The organism is Gluconobacter vitians (genome assembly GCF_015244565.1).
GTDB lineage: Bacteria > Pseudomonadota > Alphaproteobacteria > Acetobacterales > Acetobacteraceae > Gluconobacter > Gluconobacter vitians.
In genome coordinates, this window is the sequence record NZ_JABCQG010000002.1 from 184,548 (window position 1) to 206,534 (window position 21,987).

The following is a 21,987-nucleotide window of genomic DNA, read 5'->3' on the forward strand; positions in this document are numbered from 1 at the left end:
TTTACTGAAAAGTCTGCCCTTGACCCCGCAGGCATCCCGGAGCAGTGTCTGCGCCGCCAGACGGCTGGACGATCGCTGTGTGTGCGATGAGGATCGCATACAGGGAGGAAAGTCCGGGCTCCATGGGAAGACGGTACCGGTTAATTGCCGGCGGGGGCGACCCCAGGGACAGTGCCACAGAAAACAGACCGCCCGCCGGACTGTACCCCACGCGTTCATTCGCCGGGGAACATGTTGCGGGTAAGGGCGAAACGGTGCGGCAAGAGCGCACCGCATCTCCGGCAACGGCGATGGTCATGGTAAACCCTACCGGGAGCAAGACCGAATAGGAACGGCAGGTCTCCGCAAGGGGACCGGGGGTTTCTCGCCCCGTCGTTCGGGTTGGTTGCGTGAGGCCTGCAGCAATGCAGGTCCCAGAGGAATGATCGTCCCGCTTTCGGGCGGACAGAACCCGGCTTACAGGCCGTCTGGCACCCTCTGAAAAAAATCTGTTCTTCCAGTAATTGTTCCGCTCATTAAAGAAGAACAAAAACAGAACAAATAACGGCAGGTATAGTTCCGCCAGAGCGATTATCCCTGATAAACCCTAATAAACCGCAAAAATTTCCGTCACATTTCCAGTTTTGAAAATGTCGCAGTTTTCTGCGGTTTTCTGACGATATCTGTTTGACGTCCCATGAAATCCCATGATATCCCAGTCAAGACAAGCCAAATAACCAGAAGCCGCATTACCGGTTCTGAGCGCAGGAAGGAGGCACATCATCCATGAGCATGTTCCTCGGCACGCATCAGAACCGTTTCGATGCCAAGGGACGTGTTTCCATTCCTGCATCTTTCCGCGCCGCCCTGAAATCACAGGCCCAGCCGGGAGATCCACTGGTCATCCTGCGCCCGTCCCATCTGCATCCCTGCATCGAGGGCTGGACGACCGGCGCATTTGCCGCCCTCGCCACACCGCTCGACGAATACGATCCCTTTTCGGAAGATCATGAAGATCTGGCCGCCAGCCTCTATGCGGATGCCTATCCGCTGGACAGCGACAAGGAAGGCCGCATCATCCTTCCTGAAACCCTGCGCACCCACGCCGTTCTGACGGACGAAGTTGCTTTCATGGGGCTTGGCCGGACCTTCCAGATCTGGAACCCGACCGCTGCCGCAGAACGCCGTCAGGCCGCACGCAGCCGCGCCAAGACGCTTGCCACCAGCCGCCGTCCCGCCAGCAACCCTGCGGGAGCAGCAGAATGAACGCGATCACCCTGATCCATTCCGGTCATGTTCCGGTCATGCTGCACGAGGTTCTCGAAGCCCTCGCCCCCCGTACTGGCGGACGTTATCTGGACGGAACGTTCGGTGGCGGTGGCTATGCCCGTGCCATCCTGAATGCAGCCGACTGCACGCTGGATGCGATCGACCGCGACCCCGCTGCCATCGAGCGCGGAAACGCCATGGCCATTCAGGCTAACGGGCGCCTTCGAATGCATCAGGGGACGTTCGGCGACATGGAAGCGCTGGTCGGAGCGGAAGGACCGTTCGACGGCATCGTTCTGGATCTGGGAGTTTCATCCTTTCAGATCGATCAGGCCGAGCGCGGCTTTTCCTTCCGCAATGATGGTCCGCTGGACATGCGGATGGGCTCCGATGGTCCTTCCGCTGCGGATCTGGTGAATACCTGCAAGGAAGCAGATCTCGCGGACATCCTGTACCGCTACGGCGAAGAAAAACTCTCCCGCCGCATTGCACGCGCCATCGTAGCCGCACGCGCCGAAGCCCCGATCACCACGACCGGTCAGCTGGCACATATCATCCGCTGCTGCGTCCCCCGTGACCGCGCCAATATCGACCCCGCGACCCGCAGCTTCCAGGGGCTGCGCATTGCGGTGAATGATGAGCTTGGCGAACTCGAACGCGCTTTCGAAACCGCACCACGCCTGCTGGCCCCGGGTGGAGTTTTCGTGGTCGTGACCTTCCATTCCCTCGAGGATCGTCTGGCCAAGCGCGCCATGGCAGTGCTCGCAGGCCGGACGGGAAACCCGTCCCGTTACGAACCGGCCCCGCTCCGTCAGGAAGCGCCGGCCTTTTCCCTTCTTCATTCCCGCCCCCTCTCCGCCACGGATGAGGAAGCCCGGGAAAATCCGCGTGCCCGCAGTGCCCGTCTGCGCGCACTGGTCCGTAACCCCGTCTCCAAGATGCCCGTCTCAGGAATGCCCTCATGATCCGGCCCTTCACCGTTGCCTGCGCTGTCCTCGCCGCAGGATCTGGCCTGTTTCTCTACACCAAGAAGCATGAGACCACGGTTCTGGACCAGAAGATCACGAAGATCGTTCAGGAAACCCAGCGCGTGCGCGGCCAGACTGCCATGCTTCGGACGGAATGGGCTCTCCTGAACCAGCCCGATCGCCTGAACACACTGGCAGCCCGTTTCGTGCCTTCCCTGCACCCGATGGAGCCGGACCAGTTCATCCGCATGGCCTCGCTTGAATCTCGTCTGCCCGCACCCGGTTCGAAGGCGCAGCCCGCTGATCCACGTGAAGGACTGCACGAAGTCGTTAACCGCGCAGCCGAAGCGGCACATCTTCCGCTGCCTGCACCACAGACTGTCACCCATACACCTGCACAGCCTGCACCTGCCCCGCATCCGCTGGTCGTCGCCGTGGCAACGCACCCTACTCCGGCAGCAAAGCCTGTGCCGGTCCAGCCGCATGTCTCCCATGCGCATAATGCCGACACGCAGTTGGCCTCGGCAGCGCCACGCACCATTACGGCCTCTGCCCGCAGCCATGCGGACAGCGCGCCCAGCGTCCATCTCGTAAGCTATCGTGAGAGCCACCCTGCTCCCCTGATGGTTGCAGCCTGGCACCCGCAGACCGTGCGCGTGAGCCATGCCGCAGCCCCAGCCCGTCTGGCCGAAGAGCGTCCGCACCCGCATCACGCACAACTTTCCGCTCTGGGAAATGCGAATGACGCATTGCCCGCGCCTGTGCCGTTGGCTAACTGAGAGCCCTTCCATCATTAACCGCTCGTTCAGCATTTTCGGATAGCTTAGGGCGAGCCCTTCAACAGGACGCACCCCCGCACGATGCCTCAGGACGTGCCACCTTCTTCCGGTTCGCAGCGCCCCGAGCGCCCGGATGTGCCGTCAGGGCATTCCCGCAAGACCGCGCAGCCACGGGGACTGCGCCGACTGAATCTTGACCAGATGCACGGGCGCCTGCTCGGCGTCGGGATGGGATTTCTCGCGATTTATGGCGCCGTGGCGCTCAAGGCGACAGTGGCGACCGTCCTGATGCCGATGGAGCCTGAAAAACGCCAGATCGCGCCCCAGGTCCCGGAAATTCCTAAGAGTGACCCACGTGGAGAAATGGCGGGCGATTTCGTTCTGCCAACCGTTAAACGCGCCACAATCACCGACCGTACAGGTCAGGCCCTCGCCCTCTCGCTCCCCGTCGCGCAGGTCTATGCCAATCCGATGGAAATGATCGATCCGGCCGATGCTGCGGACAAGCTCCGGAAAGTTCTGCCGCAGCTCGACCGTGACGAAACAATCCGCCGCCTGTCGCTGAAAAAACAGTTCGTCTATCTGGCGCGAGACATTTCCCCCGTTCAGGAAATCGCCATCAACAATCTGGGCATTCCAGGCATCTATTTCGAAGCAGGCGAACGCCGCCATTATCCGCTGGGCCGGACTGCCGCACAGATCATGGGCAGTGTCGATATCGACGATCATGGCATTGCAGGCGTGGAACGTTATTTCGACAAGCGACTGAATTCGGACAAATCTCCGCTGCGCCTGTCACTGGATGTCCGCGTGCAGACCGTTGCGCATGACGAACTTCAGGCTGCCAAAGACGAGTTCTCGGCCATCGGCGCCAGCGCGATCGTCATGGACGTCCGTACCGGCGAAATCCTGGCCATGGTCAGCCTGCCCGATTACGACGCCAACGATTTCGGTCACGCCCCCAACGACGCCCGCTTCAACCGGGCCGTCACCGGCATGTATGAGCCCGGCTCAACGTTCAAGCTGCAGACGGCCGCAATGGGTCTGCAACTTGGGGTCGTCCATCTGTGGGACCGTTTCTCGACCATTCCGATCAAGGTCGGCCGCTTCACCATCCGCGACATGAAGACCGATCATTTCGCCCCCTGGCTCTCTCTGCCCGGCGTTCTGGCCTACTCCTCCAACCCGGCCGCAGCCCATATCGCGCTCGATGTCGGTGCAACCCGCCAGCAGGACTGGCTGCGGAACATGGGCTTCTTCAACCGTGTTCCCGTAGAACTGCCCGAAGCTGGACGTCCCCTTGTTCCCGCCTCGCGCAACTGGGGCATTTCAACCGTCATGACGGTCGGGTTCGGTCACGGTGTGGCCGAGCCGCCGCTGGCCATCGTTCGCGGCACGGCGGCGACCGTGAACGGCGGTATCCTGCTCAAACCAACCCTCGTGGCACGCGATACCGAAGACGACAGCAAGCCGGCGTCCGACGCCGATGCGGCCCAAGTCCGGCCCGTAGCCTATCGGCCGGGTGCGGACAGTGACGAGATCGGAGCCGAAACGCCCGTGGGCACACGCGTCCTGTCCGAACAGACCTCAGCGCTCCTGCGCAAGCTGCTGCGTCTGGACGTTACACTGGGGAGCGGCAAGTCCGCCGAGGTCCCCGGCTATTATGTCGGCGGCAAGACCGGCACGGCAGAAAAGATCGGCGCACATGGTGGCTACTTGAAACACGTGAACGTCTCGGCCTTCACCAGCGTGTTCCCGATGAACAACCCGCATTACGCCGTCTATGTCATGCTCGACAGTCCGCAGGGCACAGCCGCGACGCATGGCTGGACGACAGCCGCATGGAACGCCGCACCCACGGTCAAGAAGATTATTTCGCGTGTCGGCCCGATCCTGAACCAGTTCCCTGATCTGGCGAACAAGGATGCGATTGACGCCTCCCTCGCCATTCCGATGAACCCGCCCGTTCCTGCCGGATACCGCGCCCTTGGTCCCGGAAATGATCCGGGCGACCCGCGCAACCAAGCCCACGCCGCCAAGACCCAGCCCTCAAAGACACAGCACTGAACCGTTTGATGCGCCTCTCCCAGCTTTTTGCCCTCTGCGGTACGCCTCAGTCCCTGACGGACGATCCCGAGATCCTGTCCGTAACAGCCGATAGCCGCAGAGCCGGTCCGGGTACGCTCTTCTTCGCCCTGCGCGGAGTGAAGCAGGATGGCAGCGCTTTCATCGCACAGGCCATGTCACAGGGCGCTGCGGCGGTCATCGTGGATCATGAAACTATCGATCTGAGTGCTGCAATCCCTGTGATCGTACGTCCGGACGCCAAGCATCTGCTGGCCTGCATGGCCTCCGCCCTTGCTGGTCGGCAGCCCTCCTGCATCGCCGCAATCACGGGAACGAACGGCAAAAGCAGCACGGCCGATTTCCTGCGCCAGCTCTGGACGCTTCAGGGAAACCGGGCGGCAAGTCTCGGAACGCTGGGCCTCATTTCCGACACGGACGTGCCAGCTCCACCGAGCCTGACCACACCGGACCCCGTATCGCTGTCCCAGACCCTGGCCGCGCTGGCCCGCAACGGCGTGGAGCATGTCGCCCTCGAAGCCTCGTCGCACGGACTGGAGCAGCATCGGCTGGACGGCGTCACTTTGACGGCGGCAAGTTTCTCCAATCTGACGCGCGACCATCTCGATTATCACCTGACGCTGGAAGCCTATCGCACGGCAAAATTGCGCCTGTTTGACGAAGTGCTGCCCACGGGGGGCATCGCGGCGGTCAATGCAGACATGGACAGCGAGACGTTTGCGGCTCTTCAGAACATTGCAGCCCGTCGGAGCCTGAAACTCCGCAGCGTCGGGCGCAATGGCACCACGCTGCGACTGATCGAAGCCCGTCCCACGCCGTCAGGGCAGATCCTGCGTTTCGCCCTGCATGGCGAGGAACTGCCCGAAATCTCCCTTTCGCTTCCCGGGCGCTTTCAGGCTGACAACGTGATGCTGGCGGCTGCCATGTGCTGGCAAGATGACGCCGACACCCGGCAGGTTGTAGCCCTTCTGCCGCGCCTGACGGGTGTACACGGCCGGTGCGAGCGGGCTGTTGCGTTGCCCAACGGTGCTGCCGCCTATGTCGATTATGCCCACACCCCCGATGCGCTGGACTGCGTCCTGTCCAGCCTGCGACCGCATACGGCAGGGCGTCTGGTCGTGGTCTTCGGCGCGGGCGGCGACCGTGACCGCGGCAAGCGCCCGCTCATGGGGGCCGTTGCCGCGAGGATGGCGGATCTGGCGATCGTGACGGACGATAACCCCCGCACGGAAGAACCCGCTTCGATCCGCTCCGAAATCCTGGCGGCATGCCCGGATGCACTGGAAATCGCAGACCGCCGCAGCGCCATCGCAGCAGGATTAGAAGCTCTGAAGCCCGGCGATATCCTTGTCGTGGCCGGCAAGGGACATGAGCAGGGTCAGATCGTCGGCACGGAAATCCTGCCCTTCGATGACCGTCTCGTCATTCGTGAACTGGCAGGTGCGGTATGAGCGTTCTGTGGAACAGTGCGGACCTTCGGGCTGCGACGGGTGGAACACTGAATGCCGATGTTCAGGTTACGGGCATCTCAATCGACACCCGAACGTTGGCCCCGGGCGACCTGTTTATCGCCCTGCGTGGCGAAATGAGCGACGGTCATGCCCATGTCCGGCAGGCTCTGGACAAGGGCGCAGCCTGCGCGCTTGTGCATGACATAGCCGGTCTGGACGACCCGCGCCTTCTGATCGTTCCTGACACCATGACTGCCCTTGTGGATCTGGGCCGTTATGCGCGAGCGCGCTTTCGCGGCAAGGTCGTCGCGATTACCGGAAGTGTCGGCAAGACGACGACCAAGGACATGCTGAACGTCGCGCTGTCCGCCATCGGCCCGACGCACGCCGCCGTCGCCTCCTACAACAATCACTGGGGCGTGCCCCTGACACTGGCACGACTGCCGCAGGACGCCCGGTTCTGCATCAGCGAAATCGGCATGAATCATGTCGGGGAAATTGCTCCCCTCGCTGCTCAGGTCCGGCCCGATGTGGCCATCATCACCACGATCGGCACGGCGCATCTCGGCCATATGGGCAGCATCGAGGCGATTGCGCAGGAAAAATCCGACCTGTTCGGCGCGCTTGCGGACAACGGGACCGCCATCGTTCCCGACGACGCAGCCGGTCAGGAGCATTTCCGGACATCCCTGCCCGAAGGCTGTACCCTGTGGCGTTCGGGCTTCTCCGAGACGGCACAGCTCCGGATCGAAAATCTGCACTGCTCGGCAGAAGGCAGCCATTTTGCGCTTCATCTGCCATCTGGCATCCAGAACGTGACGCTGACGGCGCCGGGAGAGCATCTGGCCCGCAACGCGGCCCTAGCTCTCGGCGCGGTTGCAGCCTTGGGCGAAGACGTCGCCGTTGCCGCCACCGCACTGCGGAACTTCGTGCCGGGCGCCGGACGTGGACAGATGCGCACGATCCTGAACGACGTACGCCTTCTGGACGAAAGCTATAACGCCTCCACGCCCAGCGTCCGCGCGGCTCTGGCAACCCTCGCGCTGCTCCCGGCCCAGCGGCACATCGCGGCTCTCGGAGACATCCGCGAACTCGGCACCTTCGCCGATGCCGAACACCGTTCGCTGGCGGACGCCGTTCAGAACGCCAGGGCCATCGCCTTCTGCTGCGGCCGCCATATGCGCGCGCTTTATGACGCGCTTCCGTCCGAACTTCGGGGAGGATACGCCGCTGATGCCGCGTCTCTGGCCCCTCTTCTGCTCAAAGCCCTTCGCCCCGGTGATCTCCTGCTCGTGAAAGGCAGCTTCGGCAGCCGGATGCGTGACGTGATCTCAGTCCTCGACAACGCTTCCAGCCCGGTTTCTGCCTGATGCTTTTCAATCTCATCGCCGCCCATGACACGTCCCATGGCGGGTTCTTCAACCTGTTCCATTACCTGACATTCCGTTCGGGCTGCGCCTGCCTGACGGCGCTGGTCATCTCCCTGGCACTGGGCAACCCTTTCATCGCACAGCTCAAGCGGATCCAGCGCGAAGGCCAGCCAATTCGCACTGTCGGTCCCGAGCGGCACATTCTGGAAAAGGCCGGCACCCCCACCATGGGCGGCATGCTGATCCTGATTGCACTGTTCTCAGCCACGCTGCTCTGGGCAGACCTGACAAACGGGTTTGTCTGGGCGGTCATGCTGACCACGGCAGCCTTTGGAGCCGTCGGTTTTGCCGATGACTACCTGAAGCTCTCCAAACGCAACACGACCGGCGTCTCTAAGCGCACCCGGCTTGGCTGCGAGTTTCTTGCGTCGCTGATCGCCGGAATCTGGCTCCAGTCCCTGACGCCGCCGGAACTGCGCAACATGGTCGCCTTTCCCTTCGTCAAGGATGTGCTGCTTCCGCTGGGCTATGCCTTCCCGATCTTTGCGATGATCACCATTACAGGCTTCGGCAATGCTGTGAACTTCACGGACGGGCTGGACGGTCTGGCCATCGTCCCGGTCGTAATCGCGGCACTGGTCTTCGCGCTGATTTCCTATCTGGTCGGCAACCACGTCTTCGCCGATTACCTACAGCTCCACCCGGTTCCTGGTACGGGCGAACTCGCGGTTTTCTGTGCAGCATTGATTGGCGCGGGTCTCGGGTTCCTGTGGTTCAACGCCCCGCCGGCCGCTGTCTTCATGGGCGATACCGGCTCCCTGTCCCTCGGCGGCGCTCTCGGAGCCGTGGCCGTCGCCACCAAACATGAACTCGTGCTGTGCATCGTAGGCGGCGTTTTCGTTGCTGAAACCCTCTCCGTCGTGATCCAGATCTTCTGGTTCAAACGAACCGGACGGCGCGTATTCCTGATGGCACCGCTGCACCACCATTTTGAGAAAAAGGGCTGGCAGGAGCCGAAAATCGTAATCCGGTTCTGGATCGTCTCCATCGTGCTGGGCCTGTGCGGTCTGGCGACGCTGAAACTGCGATGAGCGGCTTTCCGTCCAACCTCCTCGCAGGCGAGCGCTATGCCGTCTGCGGTCTGGGGCGCAATGGCACAGCCGTTGTGCAGGCGCTGCTCGGGATGGGCGCAGAGGTTCAGGCCTGGGATGATCGCAATGCCGATCTTCCCGCGCAACCGAACCTGACCGTTGCCCCCCTGACCGACCTGTCCGGCATGACGGCCCTCATCCTGTCCCCCGGCATTCCCCATCTGCTGCCCAAAGCCCATCCCGTCGCGGACCTCGCCCGGGCACAGGGGATCCAGATCCTGTCCGACGCCGAGATCCTGTATCGCGCCGTCCGAAAGTCCGAATCAAAGGCCGCGTTCGTTGCCGTCACGGGAACAAACGGGAAATCGACGACGACGGCGCTGATCGCCCATCTTTTTACGATGGCCGGGCGTCCCTGCGCGGCGGGTGGTAATCTGGGCACGGCATCGCTGGCATTACCGCTCCTGCCCGATGACGGCGTCTACGTCATCGAAATGTCGTCCTACATGCTCGAACGGCTGGACCGTTTCCACGCGAACGCCGCCTGCCTGCTGAACCTGACCCCCGACCATCTGGACCGCCATGGTGACATGGCAGGCTATGCCGCCGCCAAGGCTCATGTTTTCGACAATATGGGCCCGGACGATCTGGCCGTGATCGGCATGGATGATGACTGGTGCCGCGCCATCGCCTCACAGGTCACATCTCGCGGCGTGCAGGTTGTTGAACTGGACGCAGACGCCCTGCCACCTTACGACGGCCCGGCCCTTCCCGGACGGCATAATGCCCAGAATGTCGGCGCGGCCCTGGCCATCGCGCGCCATCTCGGCCTTGATGAGGCGGCAATCCGGACCGGCCTGAAATCATTCCCCGGCCTGGAGCATCGCCTGCAGAAAGTGGCGGAATGCGATGGTGTCTCTTTCATCAACGACAGCAAGGCCACGAACGCCGAGGCCGTCTCCAAGGCTCTCGCCGCCTATGACAAAGTCATGTGGATTGCGGGCGGAGTTGCAAAAGCGGGCGGCATCGAAAGTCTCGCGCCCTTTTTCGGTCATATCACACAGGCTTTTCTGATCGGACAGGACGCGGACGTCCTGGCCGTGACGCTGGCAACGCATGGCGTACCCTTCCAGCAGTGCGGAACATTGGAAAATGCTGTTCCAGCCGCTTTCCAAGCCGCTCTCGACGAAAACATTCCCGTCGTCCTGCTCTCACCCGCCTGTGCAAGTTTCGATCAATTTCGCAGTTTCGAGGATCGAGGTTCACACTTCCTTCAGATTTGCGATAATATCGTAAAATCAGGCCATTCGGGCACCAACCCCACGCAGAAACAGGAGGATTGACACCATGTCGGGACTGTCCCGTGTCGAGACTTCTGCGCTTGCCCGCTGGTGGCGCAATCTGGACCGTGTGACGCTGGCCTGCGTCGGCCTGCTGATCGGGCTCGGCTACGTCCTGATGCTGGCGGCCAGTCCAGCCGTGGCCTCGCGTATTGGCGCCTCGCGCAACATGTTCATTCTCAAGCAGGTCATCTTCTTGGCGCTGGCCGGAGCGATCGTGCTTGGAACGTCCTACCTGTCCCGACAGGCCATCAAGAAGCTCGCGATCATCGGTGGCATCATAGCGCTCGGCGCCACGGCCATGACGCTTGTGCACGGCATGGAAATCAAAGGCGCGCGCCGCTGGATTGCGCTGCCGATGATGTCGGTTCAGCCCTCGGAGTTCCTCAAGCCCTGCTTTGCAGTCGTCACTGGCTGGTTGCTCTCCGCGCGCCGTTCCGTCGTGATGTGGGGCAACATCGCGTTCCCGGGCATGCTGGTGGCCTTCCTGTGCTTCGGGTTCATTCTGGTTCTGCTGAAATCCCAGCCGGATATCGGAATGCTGTCCGTCATCACGATGGTCTTCATGACCCAGCTTTTCGTGGACGGTCTCAAGCTCTACTGGGTCGGACTGTGCGTGGCTGGCATGGCGGGCGCCTTTGCAATCGCCTACATCGTCTTTCCGCATGTACAGTCCCGCGTGCAGCGCTTCCTGCATCCCGATGTGGGTGACCACTACCAGATCGACACCGCTCTGCGGGCGTTCGGAAATGGTGGCCTGCTCGGCCGGGGGCCCGGCGAAGGCCGCGTAAAGGATCTGCTGCCCGATGCCCATGCCGACTTCGTCTTCGCGGTCGCAGGTGAGGAATACGGCCTGATCCTGTGCATCGGCATCATCCTGCTGTTCGGAATCATCGTTCTGCGCACCCTGCTCAAGCTGATGCATGAGGATGACCCGTTCGTCATCGTCTCCACTGCCGGTCTGGTGACAGGCTTTGGCCTTCAGGCTTTCGTCAACATGGGTTCGACATTGCATCTGATCCCGACAAAGGGCATGACCCTGCCTTTCATCTCCTATGGCGGCAGTTCGGCAATGTCGGTGGCCCTGACCATGGGTATGGTTCTGGCCCTGACACGCCATCACGTCGGCCAGAGCAGGATCGGTCAGAGAGCCTCCGTCCCATACGGACAGGCCCCATTGTTTGAGAGGAACGCGCCGTGAGCCGCCCCATCGTTATCGCCGCCGGTGGCACAGGCGGACATTTCTTCCCGGCCGAAGCCGTCGCAACCGTGCTTGCGGGACGGGGTCACGACCTTGTCCTGATGACGGACGCCCGGCATGGACGTCGAGAAACCGGCCTGTTCAAGGACCGTCCGCAATATGTGCTGGACGGCGCAGGCGTGGCTGGCAAAGGCATTGGCGCAAAAATCCGTGGCGTACTGGCCCTGCTGCGCGGCATGATGGAAGCACGACGGATCCTGAACACGCTTGATGCCGCCGCTGTTGTTGGCTTCGGCGGCTATCCGTCCATCCCGCCTCTGACCGCATCGCGCCTTCTGCCTTCAGCAAAGCGTCCGCAGATGGTCATCCATGAAGGCAATGCCGTGCTCGGACAGGCCAACGCCTTCCTGTCCCGCTTTTCTCCGCTGATCGCCACGTCCTATGCGAAGGTCGCCCGACTTCCCAAAAACGCGCAGACGACACTGACCGGGATGCCTGTCCGTGCAGGGATCGAGGCGCTGTGTGGTCATGTCTATGCGCCGCCCAAAGACAGAATCAACCTTCTGGTCTGGGGTGGCTCCCTGGGCGCACGCGTGTTCTCCGACATCGTGCCACAGGCGCTGGCCGCCCTTCCCGAAGAATTCCGCAAACGCCTGAAAGTCACGCAGCAGATCAAGGCCGATGATCTGCTGCGCGTCCGCGGCATCTACGAAAATGCGGGAATCGAAGTCGAAGCCGCCCCCTTCTTTACGGATGTTCCGGCCTGTCTGAAAAATGCCCATCTCGTGATCGGACGCGCAGGCGGTTCTTCGGTTGCGGAACTGGCCATGACCGGTCTGCCATCCATTTTGGTGCCGCTGCCCATCGCAGCGTCCGATGAACAGGGCGCGAATGGTCAGGCGCTCGTCGATGCCGGTGCAGCCTGGATGATCCGACAGCCCGATTTCACGCCCGCAACCCTGACGGCTCTGCTGACAGACCTGTTTTCCCATCCAGAAAAGCTCGAAAACGCAGCAAAAGCCGCTCATCTGTGTGCGCGCCCTCATGCTGCCGCAAAAGTTGCTGATCTGATTGAATCCGCCCTGCGGTCCTGATCCTTGTTTTCTCGTTTCTGCCCAAGAGTACCTGCCCCATGCGCGCCCTGCCCCTGAACATCGGAACCATTCACTTCGTCGGTATCGGCGGCATCGGCATGTCCGGCATCGCCGAAGTCCTGCACATGCTGGGCTACAAGGTGCAGGGTTCCGATATTGCCGAGGGCGCCAATGTGCAGCGCCTGCGCCAGGCCGGGATTGTCGTCCATATCGGCCATGATGCCGCTAATCTGGGCGACGCGCAGGTCGTCGTGACCTCGACGGCCGTGAAAAAGGACAACCCGGAAGTTGTGGCCGCCCGCGCGAAGCTCATCCCCGTCGTCCGGCGTGCGGAAATGCTGGCCGAACTGATGCGCCTGCGCTGGTCCGTCGCCATCGGCGGCACGCATGGCAAGACGACGACCACTAGCCTCGTGGCCTGCGTGCTTGAGCATGCCCGTCTGGACCCGACTGTCATCAATGGCGGCATCATCGAGGCTTACGGCACCAACACACGTATGGGGTCAGGCGACTGGATGGTCGTAGAGGCCGATGAAAGCGACGGGTCCTTCCTGCGCCTGCCGGCCGTGATTGCGGTGGTAACCAACATGGATCCGGAACACCTGGATCACTGGGGCACGGAAGAGGCTATGCAGGCCGGCTACGACCAGTTCGTCTCGAACATTCCGTTCTACGGCTTTGCGGTCCTGTGCGTGGATCACCCGCAGGTGCAGCAGATGATCCCGCGCCTGTCCGATCATCGCGTCATCACCTACGGTTTCAGCCCGCAGGCCGATATCCGCGCCGAGAAGGTCGTCATGGACAAGCGCGGCGCGACATTCGAGGTCGTGGTCACCAACCGCCAGCGCAACCGCTCGCGCCGCGCCGGTCCGTTCCGTCTGCCGATGCTCGGACACCACAACGTCCTGAACTCGCTCGCGGCCATCGCCGTCGCGCTGGAAATGGAAATCAGTGATTCCGTGATCGCGTCCGCCCTGACGACCTTCAAGGGCGTCAAGCGCCGCTTCACGCGCACGGGCGAGTATAACGGCATTTCCATCATCGACGATTATGGCCATCACCCGGTCGAAATCGCCGCCGTGCTCAAGGCGGCCCGTCAGGCCGGTGCGCGTAACGTCATCGCCGTTATGCAGCCGCACCGCTATTCGCGCCTGAAGGTCCTGTTCAACGAGTTCTGCACCTGCATGAACGATGCCGACACGGTCATCGTGGCGGATGTCTATGCCGCAGGCGAAGCACCGATCGAGGGTGCGGGCCGCGATGCACTCGTTGAAGGCCTGCGCGACCGCGGCCATCGCTCCGTCGTGCCGCTCCCCGACCCGGCTCATCTGGCAGAAATGATTAACGTCATCGCCAAGCCGGGCGATTACGTTGTCTGCCTCGGCGCCGGCACCATCACCCAGTGGGCGCAGGCCCTCCCCGCCCAGCTCGAAGCCCTGAACCGCCAGCCCGCAACCGAAGGCGCGGCATGACGGGCAGCAGCGATTTTCCCGTCAAAGGCCTGCGCGGCAGACTGACCCCGAACGCCCTGCTTGGCCCCCGCGCATGGTTCCGCGTGGGCGGCCCGGCGGACTGGCTGTTCGTTCCCGAAGACCAAGATGATCTGGCCCTTTTCCTGCGCGAAAAACCGGCCACCATGCCGGTTACGGTTTTAGGTGCGTGCTCGAACGTCATTATCCGCGATGGTGGTATTGCCGGTACGGTTATCCGCCTAGCGCGTGGTTTTGCGAACATTGATGTGCAGGGCGACAGCCTCATTGTAGGTGCAGCCGCGCTCGACATCACTGTGGCCGAACATGCCGCCGCTGCCGGTCTGGCAGGGCTGGAGTTTCTGGCTGGCATTCCGGGATCGATCGGCGGTGCCGTCCGCATGAATGCGGGCGCCTACGGATCGGATATCAACGCCGTTCTCGAATGGGCGGACATCCTGACGGACGAAGGCGATCTGCGCCGCCTGTCCCATGACGATCTCGGCTTTGCCTATCGCCATTCGGAGCTTCCCGAAGGCAGCGTGGTGATCCGCGCCAGCCTGCGCGGCACACCGGACAACGCAGACGCCATCCGCAGCCGCATTGCAGACATCCGAGCTTCGCGCGAAGCCTCGCAGCCCGTGCGGGCGCGGACCGGCGGCTCAACCTTCCGCAACCCCGAAGGCCACAAGGCCTGGCAGCTCATTGACGATGCCGGATGCCGTGGTCTTCAGATCGGGGATGCGCAGGTCAGCGAGAAGCACTGCAACTTCCTGCTCAATCTGGGACAGGCCAGCAGCGCGGATCTGGAAACGCTGGGCGAAACCGTGCGCGAAAAAGTGCTGGCACAGAGCGGCGTGGACCTGCATTGGGAAATCAAACGTATCGGGCGCAAATCCGAAGGAGAACAGACGGTATGAAGGTCGCAGTCCTGTTGGGGGGAACATCCAGTGAGCGGCCTGTCAGTCTCGTCAGTGGCAAAGCCGCAATCGAGGCGCTGCGCGAAAAGGGACACGACGTCACGCCAATCGATGTCGGCCCGGATATCGCAACGACCATCGCCAGTCTGAAAGCCGCCGCACCGGACGTCGTTTTCAACGCCCTGCACGGCCCGCGTGGCGAAGACGGTGCCATTCAGGGCGTCCTGGAATGGCTTGGCCTGCCCTACACCCATTCCGGCATCCGCGCCTCGGCCGTGGCGATGGACAAGGGCGCGACCCGTATCCTTCTCGCCGCAGCCGGTCTGCCCGTAGCGCAGGGACGTGTCGTGACGGTCGATGAACTGGCCGAAGCCGATCCACTCCCCACACCTTACGTCATCAAGCCGGTCGCCGAAGGCTCCTCCGTCGGGGTCGAGATCGTGCGGACGGGAGACAACCGTCGCGCCGAAATCGCGCGGACCTGGCGCTTCGGAAAAGACGCGCTGGTCGAGAGCTTCATTCCCGGCCGCGAGCTGACTGCCGGCGTCATGGGAGACCGAGCTCTGGCCGTGACGGACATCCTGCCCAGCGAAACGGCTGCGTTTTATGATTTCGAGGCTAAATACAAGGCTGGCGGCTCGCGTCATGTGGTCCCTGCGGAGCTTCCGCAGGCGGTGACGGACCGTGCGCTTGATTACGCTCTGCGCGCCCATCAGACACTGGGCTGTCAGGGGGCCAGCCGTACGGATTTCCGCTACGATGAGGACACCGACACGCTGGTCATCCTCGAGGTCAACACACAGCCCGGCATGACACCGACATCCCTGCTGCCGGAACAGGCTGCCTATTGCGGCATCTCCTATCCGGAACTGTGTGACTGGATGGTCCGGGAGGCACTGACGCGCTGATGCGGGAGGATCCGTCCTTTCAGAGAGACGATTTTGTCCGGGAACGCTATTCCGGGGCCCTTCCGCCCCAGGAAGACCGTCCGTCACGGGCAAAGCTGTTCTGGCGCCGGCAACGGCGGCTGATCCGGCCTGCGATCGTCTTTCTGGTCGTGATGGGAATTGCCGGCGCGGGAATACGACTGCTGTATGACGCAGCTTCCGAAGAGCGCTTCGCTCCGCTACGGGCCCGTCTGGTGGAAATGGAACCGCTGCCCATCCGCCACATCATCATCAACGGCCGCAGCATGACGAGCGAGGCTTCGATCCAGGAGGCTCTGGGGACATCGGTCGGTCATCCCATCTTCGGATTTTCCGTCGAAGCCGCGCGCCAGCGGCTGGATGAGTTGCCGTTCATCGACCACGCAACGGTCGAGCGGCACATGCCCGATACGGTCATTATCACGCTCGTGGAACGGACTCCGATCGCCGTCTGGCAGGACCGCGGGCATTTCATGCTCATCAACCGGGCCGGAGAAGAAGTCTCCGATCAGGGCCTGACCGGGAAAAATGCGCAGGCATTTCTGCAACTGCCACTCGTGGTGGGTGAAGGCGCGAATACGGCAGCGGCGAGTGTGATTGATGCCCTGAACCATGAGCCTCTGGTTAAAAGCCAGGTCACTGCCCTGATCCGCGTGGGCAACCGGCGCTGGAATGCCACGCTCAAGGACGGGACGACCGTCATGCTGCCTGAAGGCGAAGAAGCCGCGGCTTTTGCGCGTCTGGCCCGCTATCAGCAGAGCATGCGTCTGCTGGAACGACCGGTCCAGTCGATTGATCTGCGACTTCCGGATCGAATGGTCATTCACCAGCCTCCGCAGGCCCCGGCTCCTGCCCCCGACAAGGCAAAAACCGATCCGTCCTCACCTCCACCACCAGCAGACGGCACGAAGCAACCATGAATGACCTTACCTCCATGTCAGATCTTCCGGCATTCCGTCGCCGGGGCGGTCTCAGGGGCCGGTCCCTCATCCCTGTTGGTGGCGAGCGTGATGTCAGCGTCAACCGGGTTCCGCGTGACATCCTTCCCCTTCCCCCGGAAGAAACCCAGAGGACCATCGCCTGGCGTCCGGGGATCTTCGGAGCGCTGGACATCGGCACGACGAAAATGACCTGCCTGATCGGCAAGGGCGAACCGGACGGATCCATTCAGGTTCTGGGCCATGGATGGCGCCGTTCCCATGGCATCCGTTCGGGATCCATCGTCGATATCCGCGAAGCCGAAGCGGCGATCCGCGCCACTGTCGGGCAGGCCGAGGAAGCCGCCGAACGCCGCATGGACTCGCTCGTCGTCAACCTGTCCTGCGGCCGCCCGCTGAGCCGTCTGGTCGACGCACAGATCCCCATCGGCGGCCGCGAAGTCACCGCCGGAGACGTGCAGCGCCTGATCGCCGAAGGACAGGCCCGCGCCTGGATGGAGGGGCGCGAGGTCATCCATACGCTCCCCATCGGATATGTTGTTGATTCGATTCCCGGGATCGCAGATCCGATTGGTCATCAGTGCGAAGAACTGGCCACGCGTATGCATGTCGTGGACATGAACTCAAGCGCGCTCCGCACGCTCGATGCCGTTCTGCAGCACGCTGAACTGAAACTGGACGGACTGGTCGCAAGCCCGTTCGCCTCCGGTGTCTCCGTACTGGCCGCCGAAGAACGCGAACTGGGCGTGACCGTCGTGGAAATGGGCGGTGGCACGACATCCCTTGCGGTTTTCTGCGAAGGTAAGCTGCTTCACACGGCCCAGATCCGTGTTGGAGGCCTGCATGTCACGCGCGATATTGCCGGTGTGCTCTCCACGTCTCTGGAGACGGCCGAACGTCTCAAGACAATGTATGGCGCAGCCCAGATGGGCTCGGATGACCAGCGGGAAATCCTGTCGGTTCCGCTGATCGGCGAGAACAGCGACCGCCTTGTAAGGCTTCAGCGATCCAAGGTCATTTCCGTCATCCAGCCCCGGATCGAAGAGACGCTCGAACTCGTTCGTCAGTCGCTCGACAACGCCGGACTAGGCCGACTGGCCAATGGCAGGGTCGTCCTGACGGGCGGCGCATCGCTACTGGAAGGAATCGTCCCTGTCGCAACCCGCATCCTCGGCCGACCGGTTAGGATGGGAAAACCCCAGAATATTTATGGCCTGCCCGAGACGGCCGCGGCTTCGGCAGGCTTTTCAACCGCTGCGGGGCTTTTGGCCTGGGCAGCGGGTGCGGATCGGGAGTTTGGAGATATTTCCGCCCCCGAACCAAGACCTCGCGGACTTGTTAAACGTCTCGTGGGCTTCATACGTAACCATGTATAAGCTACTACAGATCATAACGCCCTCACCTGTCGCTTTCATGCAGTTCCGGACCAGATCATGACACTAAACCTTACTCCGACTCCGAATTCCCACGTTGAGCTGGCGCCACGCATTACGGTGATTGGTGTTGGTGGTGGCGGCACGAATGCCGTCGACAACATGATCGCATCCGAACTTAAAGGCGTGGAATTCGTCGTTGCCAATACAGACGCCCAGCAGCTTGCCCATTCGAAAGCCGAACGCCGCGTCCAGCTTGGCCCGCATCTGACGCGTGGCCTTGGTGCAGGTGCAAAGCCGGAAATCGGCCGTGAGGCTGCTGAAGAAGCTGCCCAGGAAATCGACCGTCAGCTCGAAGGGGCAAATCTGGTCTTCATCACGGCCGGCATGGGCGGCGGTACGGGTACGGGTGCGGCTCCGGTCATCGCGCGCATGGCACGTGAACGCGGCGTCCTGACGGTCGGTGTCGTTTCCAAGCCTTTCAATTTCGAAGGCCGCCGCCGCACGACAGCCGCAGAGAACGGCATTGCCGAACTGCAGAAGCACGTCGATACGCTGATCGTCATCCCGAACCAGAACCTGTTCAATTCGGCAACGCAGAACACGACGTTCCGCGAAGCCTTCCGGATGGCCGACAATGTCCTGAACATGGGCGTGCGCGGCATTACGGACCTCATGGTCTCCCCGGGCCTCATCAATCTCGACTTCGCGGACGTCAAGGCCGTGATGGAAGAGATGGGCAAGGCCATGATGGGTACAGGTGAAGCCTCCAGCGAAGAAGATGCGGAAGACCGCGCCGTGCTCGCAGCCGAGCGCGCAATTTCCAACCCGCTGCTGGAAGACGCGTCCATGGCAGGCGCACGCGGCCTTCTCATCAACATCACCGGCGGCGAAGACCTGACGCTGTATGAAGTGAACGCCGCTGCAGACCGCATCCGTGAGGAAGTCGCCGATGATGCCAACATCATCTTCGGTGCACTGATCGACGAAAAGCTGAACGGTCGTGTCCGCGTGTCCGTCGTGGCAACCGGTATCGACACCCAGCCGCGCCAAGACCCGTCCGCTCCGAGCGAGCCCCGTCAGGCGCCTGCCCAGCAGTCCAATTCTGCCGCTCCTGCTGCACGCGACAATTCGGCTTCCCGGCCCGCAGCAGCGTCCTCTTTCCAGCCGGGTTCGACCTATGCTGGCGGCCCGCCGCGCCCGAATTTTGCGATCGACCCCCAGCAGACACCGGCCCAGAACACGGCTCCCCAGCAGCCCCAGCCGGAAGCCCCGGCTGCACGGCCTGCTGCCAGCACCGAGGCGCAGCCGCCACGACAGGACAGCGCGCATCAGCCTTCCCCGCGTGCCGGCCTGTTCTCCGATCCGTCCCGCCACGCTCCGCAGCCTCAGGCCGAGGCACCGCGCAGCCTGTTCGGTCTGGTCACGGGCGCATTCCGCAGCCGTCCTCCCCAGCCCCAGCAGCCGACACAGCCCGCCCAGCGGACGGAACCCAGCGCATCCGAGGGCTATCAGCAGCAGACCCCCCAGCATCCGGAGCAGCCTTCCAGCGGCGGTGACGATTCCAACCTGGATATTCCCACCTATCTGCGGCGCTGATCCGCTTCCCCCTCACCTGCGTGGTGAGGGGGTAATATCCGGCAACAATCGTTGACTGGAATTGCGGCCCGGTATCTGTTTTCTAGTCTCCGGGAACAGATTTTTCGGAGGTTTTATGCAGGTTACGCCCACGCATGGTGGCAACACGGCGCATGGCGTTGATGCGAAACCACCGGAAACGGTTTCGGGCATTGACGGCCCGGTCACTCGCTCCGAGCGCGGCAATTCGAAAAACCTGCAGACCACCCTCGCCAATCCCATCCACTGCCAAGGCATTGCCCTGCATAGCGGTGTGACGGTCGATCTGATTCTTTCCCCGGCAGCAGCCAATACCGGTGTCAGGTTCCAGCGTTCAGATGTGGTTGGCTCTCCGTCTTTCCCCGCTCTGTACGATTATATCGTGGATACCCGTCTCTCAACGGTCGTGGCCTGTGATGCCGATCCCGCCCTGCGTGTGGCGACGATCGAGCACCTGATGGCTGCGCTGAATGCCTGCGAAATTGATAATGTCCTGATTGCAGTCAGCGGGCCGGAACTGCCTGTGCTGGACGGGGCTTCTGATGCATTCATGTTTCTGATCCGCTGCGCTGGCCGCAAGACCCTGGAGACACCCCGGCAGGTCATCGAAATCCTGCGTAATGTCCGGGTTGAAGGGGAAAACGGTGCCTTTGCGGAACTGCGCCCTGCCCAGCGCGGTCTTTCACTGGCCATCTCCCTCAGCTTCGCGGCACGGGCCATCGGTAACCAGCGTTATGCCATGCAACTGAATGAACAGCGCTTTGCCGAAGAAGTCGCGTTCTGCCGTACCTTCGTCAATCGCCAGGATATTGAATATCTGCAGAGTATTGGTCTTGCGCGTGGCGGTTCTCTGGAGAATGCTGTCGTCGTGGACGGTGAAAACATCCTCAACCCTGCTGGCCTGAAAATCGAGCGTGAATTTGCACGCCACAAATTACTCGATGCCATCGGAGACCTCTACTGTGCTGGCCACAGAATGCAGGCAGGATTTATTGGTCACAAATCCGGACATACGCTGAACAACAAACTCCTGCGGACGGTTTTTTCCGATGCTGCCAACTGGCGTTTTGTCCCCGCCGCCTCCCCAAGGGCCCTGACAAAGACGTTGCGCGCCCGCGTTGCCGCCTGAGACGCATGGCAGGACTTTCGTCAGCGCATTCCCGTGATATAAGACGGGCTTCCACGGGAAGAGCAGGTATGACAAGCAGCACTCAGCGTCATTTTGAAGCATCGGTCACGAATGGTGGTTTCATTCTGAGAGCTGCGGCTGTCAGCGGATTTCTGCTGCTCTCCGGCTGCTCGATGTTCTCGCACAAGCACGAAAAGCCTGCGATTCCCAAAACCGCCGACGCCGAGACCCTGTATAATTACGGCATCGACGCTCTTCACACGGGCCATTACGAACTGGCTGGCGGTGAGTTCGAACTGCTTCAGCAGAACTACCCCTATTCTGGCTTCACGGGTAACGCCGAGCTGATGGAAGGGTACGCCTACTACCTTCAGGGCGAATACGCGCTTTCGGTGCAGCAGCTTGAACGTTACCTCCAGTTGCACCCGACCAGCCCAGACGCGGCTTACGCCTTCTATCTGCGCGCGCTTTGCTATTACGAGCAGATCGCAAACGTCGAGCGTGACCAGCAGGGTACGGTTGAAGCCCTGGATGCGCTGGAAGAAGTCATTACCCGCTTCCCGCAGACATCCTACGCCCGTGACGCCCAGCTGAAGATCGATCTGTGCCGCGATCACCTTGCCGGCAAGGAAATGCTGGTCGGCCGCTGGTACCAGCAGCAGCGCAATTACGAAGCGGCCATGACCCGCTACCAGCGCGTCGTTCAGGATTATCAGACGACCAACCACGTCGCCGAGGCCCTTGAGCGTCTGGTGGAGGTCTATCTGGCCCTCGGCCTGAAGGATCAGGCACATCAGACGGCCGCCGTGCTCGGCTATAACTATCCCGACAGCCAGTGGTATCGTTATGCCTATAATGATCTTCGGGAAAACAAGCTGCTCAAGAGCGATCTCAAGAAGCCGGTCGTCCATCCGGGACAGCCGGATCATCGTGGTTTCTTCTCCCGGATGTGGCACAGCGTCTTCTGATCGTGTCCCTTTGACACGAG

At 62.1% G+C, this 21,987-nt stretch carries 18 protein-coding genes and 1 other RNA gene; all 19 read left to right on the plus strand.

All coding sequences use genetic code 11. The features are described 5' to 3' along the window. Positions 1 to 56: 56 nt before the first annotated feature. An RNA gene (gene rnpB / locus HKD24_RS02500) (RNase P RNA component class A) lies at positions 57 to 475 on the plus strand. Positions 476 to 765: 290 nt separating this feature from the next. Next, positions 766 to 1,245 (plus strand): division/cell wall cluster transcriptional repressor MraZ, encoded by a 480-nt coding sequence (gene mraZ / locus HKD24_RS02505; RefSeq protein WP_194258860.1) that lies wholly within the window; start codon positions 766 to 768, stop codon positions 1,243 to 1,245. Next, complete coding sequence (gene rsmH, locus HKD24_RS02510) at positions 1,242 to 2,213, plus strand: 16S rRNA (cytosine(1402)-N(4))-methyltransferase RsmH (RefSeq protein ID WP_194258861.1); 972 nt, start codon at positions 1,242 to 1,244, stop codon at positions 2,211 to 2,213. Before mraZ ends, rsmH begins: the two co-directional genes overlap by 4 nt. Then, complete coding sequence (gene ftsL, locus HKD24_RS02515) at positions 2,210 to 2,995, plus strand: cell division protein FtsL (RefSeq protein WP_194258862.1); 786 nt, start codon at positions 2,210 to 2,212, stop codon at positions 2,993 to 2,995. The genes rsmH and ftsL overlap by 4 nt, the downstream gene beginning before the upstream one ends. An 81-nt stretch (positions 2,996 to 3,076) precedes the next feature. Further along, entirely contained in the window at positions 3,077 to 5,062 is a 1,986-nt protein-coding gene (locus HKD24_RS02520) for a peptidoglycan D,D-transpeptidase FtsI family protein (RefSeq protein ID WP_194258863.1), read from the plus strand. An 8-nt stretch (positions 5,063 to 5,070) separates the two neighbouring features. Then, positions 5,071 to 6,531: a UDP-N-acetylmuramoyl-L-alanyl-D-glutamate--2,6-diaminopimelate ligase gene (locus tag HKD24_RS02525; protein WP_194258864.1), complete on the plus strand. Its 1,461-nt coding sequence runs from the start codon at positions 5,071 to 5,073 to the stop codon at positions 6,529 to 6,531. Then, on the plus strand, positions 6,528 to 7,901 hold the full coding sequence (locus HKD24_RS02530) for a UDP-N-acetylmuramoyl-tripeptide--D-alanyl-D-alanine ligase (protein WP_194258865.1): 1,374 nt from the start codon (positions 6,528 to 6,530) through the stop codon (positions 7,899 to 7,901). The genes HKD24_RS02525 and HKD24_RS02530 overlap by 4 nt, the downstream gene beginning before the upstream one ends. Then, a complete protein-coding gene (gene mraY / locus HKD24_RS02535; RefSeq protein WP_011251751.1) occupies positions 7,901 to 8,992 on the plus strand; it encodes a phospho-N-acetylmuramoyl-pentapeptide-transferase in 1,092 nt (363 codons plus the stop codon). The genes HKD24_RS02530 and mraY overlap by 1 nt, the downstream gene beginning before the upstream one ends. Further along, complete coding sequence (gene murD, locus HKD24_RS02540; RefSeq protein WP_194258866.1) at positions 8,989 to 10,335, plus strand: UDP-N-acetylmuramoyl-L-alanine--D-glutamate ligase; 1,347 nt, start codon at positions 8,989 to 8,991, stop codon at positions 10,333 to 10,335. The genes mraY and murD overlap by 4 nt, the downstream gene beginning before the upstream one ends. Positions 10,336 to 10,339: 4 nt before the next feature. Beyond that, complete coding sequence (locus HKD24_RS02545) at positions 10,340 to 11,533, plus strand: FtsW/RodA/SpoVE family cell cycle protein (RefSeq protein WP_194258867.1); 1,194 nt, start codon at positions 10,340 to 10,342, stop codon at positions 11,531 to 11,533. Further along, positions 11,530 to 12,627 carry an undecaprenyldiphospho-muramoylpentapeptide beta-N-acetylglucosaminyltransferase gene (murG, locus tag HKD24_RS02550; protein ID WP_194258868.1) on the plus strand — a complete coding sequence of 366 codons (1,098 nt, stop codon included), beginning with the start codon at positions 11,530 to 11,532 and terminating at the stop codon, positions 12,625 to 12,627. The genes HKD24_RS02545 and murG overlap by 4 nt, the downstream gene beginning before the upstream one ends. A 38-nt stretch (positions 12,628 to 12,665) precedes the next feature. Next, positions 12,666 to 14,099 (plus strand): UDP-N-acetylmuramate--L-alanine ligase, encoded by a 1,434-nt coding sequence (murC, locus tag HKD24_RS02555; RefSeq protein ID WP_194258869.1) that lies wholly within the window; start codon positions 12,666 to 12,668, stop codon positions 14,097 to 14,099. Continuing rightward, positions 14,096 to 15,016, plus strand: a complete 921-nt coding sequence (gene murB, locus HKD24_RS02560) for a UDP-N-acetylmuramate dehydrogenase (RefSeq protein WP_194258870.1) — start codon at positions 14,096 to 14,098, stop codon at positions 15,014 to 15,016. The genes murC and murB overlap by 4 nt, the downstream gene beginning before the upstream one ends. Beyond that, positions 15,013 to 15,924, plus strand: coding sequence for a D-alanine--D-alanine ligase (locus HKD24_RS02565; protein ID WP_194258871.1), 912 nt, complete (start codon positions 15,013 to 15,015; stop codon positions 15,922 to 15,924). Before murB ends, HKD24_RS02565 begins: the two co-directional genes overlap by 4 nt. Further along, positions 15,924 to 16,862 (plus strand): cell division protein FtsQ/DivIB, encoded by a 939-nt coding sequence (locus HKD24_RS02570; RefSeq protein ID WP_194258872.1) that lies wholly within the window; start codon positions 15,924 to 15,926, stop codon positions 16,860 to 16,862. Before HKD24_RS02565 ends, HKD24_RS02570 begins: the two co-directional genes overlap by 1 nt. Next, the gene (ftsA, locus tag HKD24_RS02575) at positions 16,859 to 18,256 is read left to right on the plus strand and encodes a cell division protein FtsA (RefSeq protein WP_194258873.1); all 1,398 of its coding nucleotides are present in this window, start codon (positions 16,859 to 16,861) and stop codon (positions 18,254 to 18,256) included. The genes HKD24_RS02570 and ftsA overlap by 4 nt, the downstream gene beginning before the upstream one ends. A gap of 57 nt (positions 18,257 to 18,313) precedes the next feature. Next, the gene (gene ftsZ / locus HKD24_RS02580; RefSeq protein WP_194258874.1) at positions 18,314 to 19,852 is read left to right on the plus strand and encodes a cell division protein FtsZ; all 1,539 of its coding nucleotides are present in this window, start codon (positions 18,314 to 18,316) and stop codon (positions 19,850 to 19,852) included. A 115-nt stretch (positions 19,853 to 19,967) separates the two neighbouring features. Further along, positions 19,968 to 20,999: a UDP-3-O-acyl-N-acetylglucosamine deacetylase gene (gene lpxC / locus HKD24_RS02585; protein WP_194258875.1), complete on the plus strand. Its 1,032-nt coding sequence runs from the start codon at positions 19,968 to 19,970 to the stop codon at positions 20,997 to 20,999. A 68-nt stretch (positions 21,000 to 21,067) separates the two neighbouring features. Further along, positions 21,068 to 21,967, plus strand: coding sequence for an outer membrane protein assembly factor BamD (locus HKD24_RS02590; RefSeq protein ID WP_194258876.1), 900 nt, complete (start codon positions 21,068 to 21,070; stop codon positions 21,965 to 21,967). Positions 21,968 to 21,987: the final 20 nt, after the last annotated feature.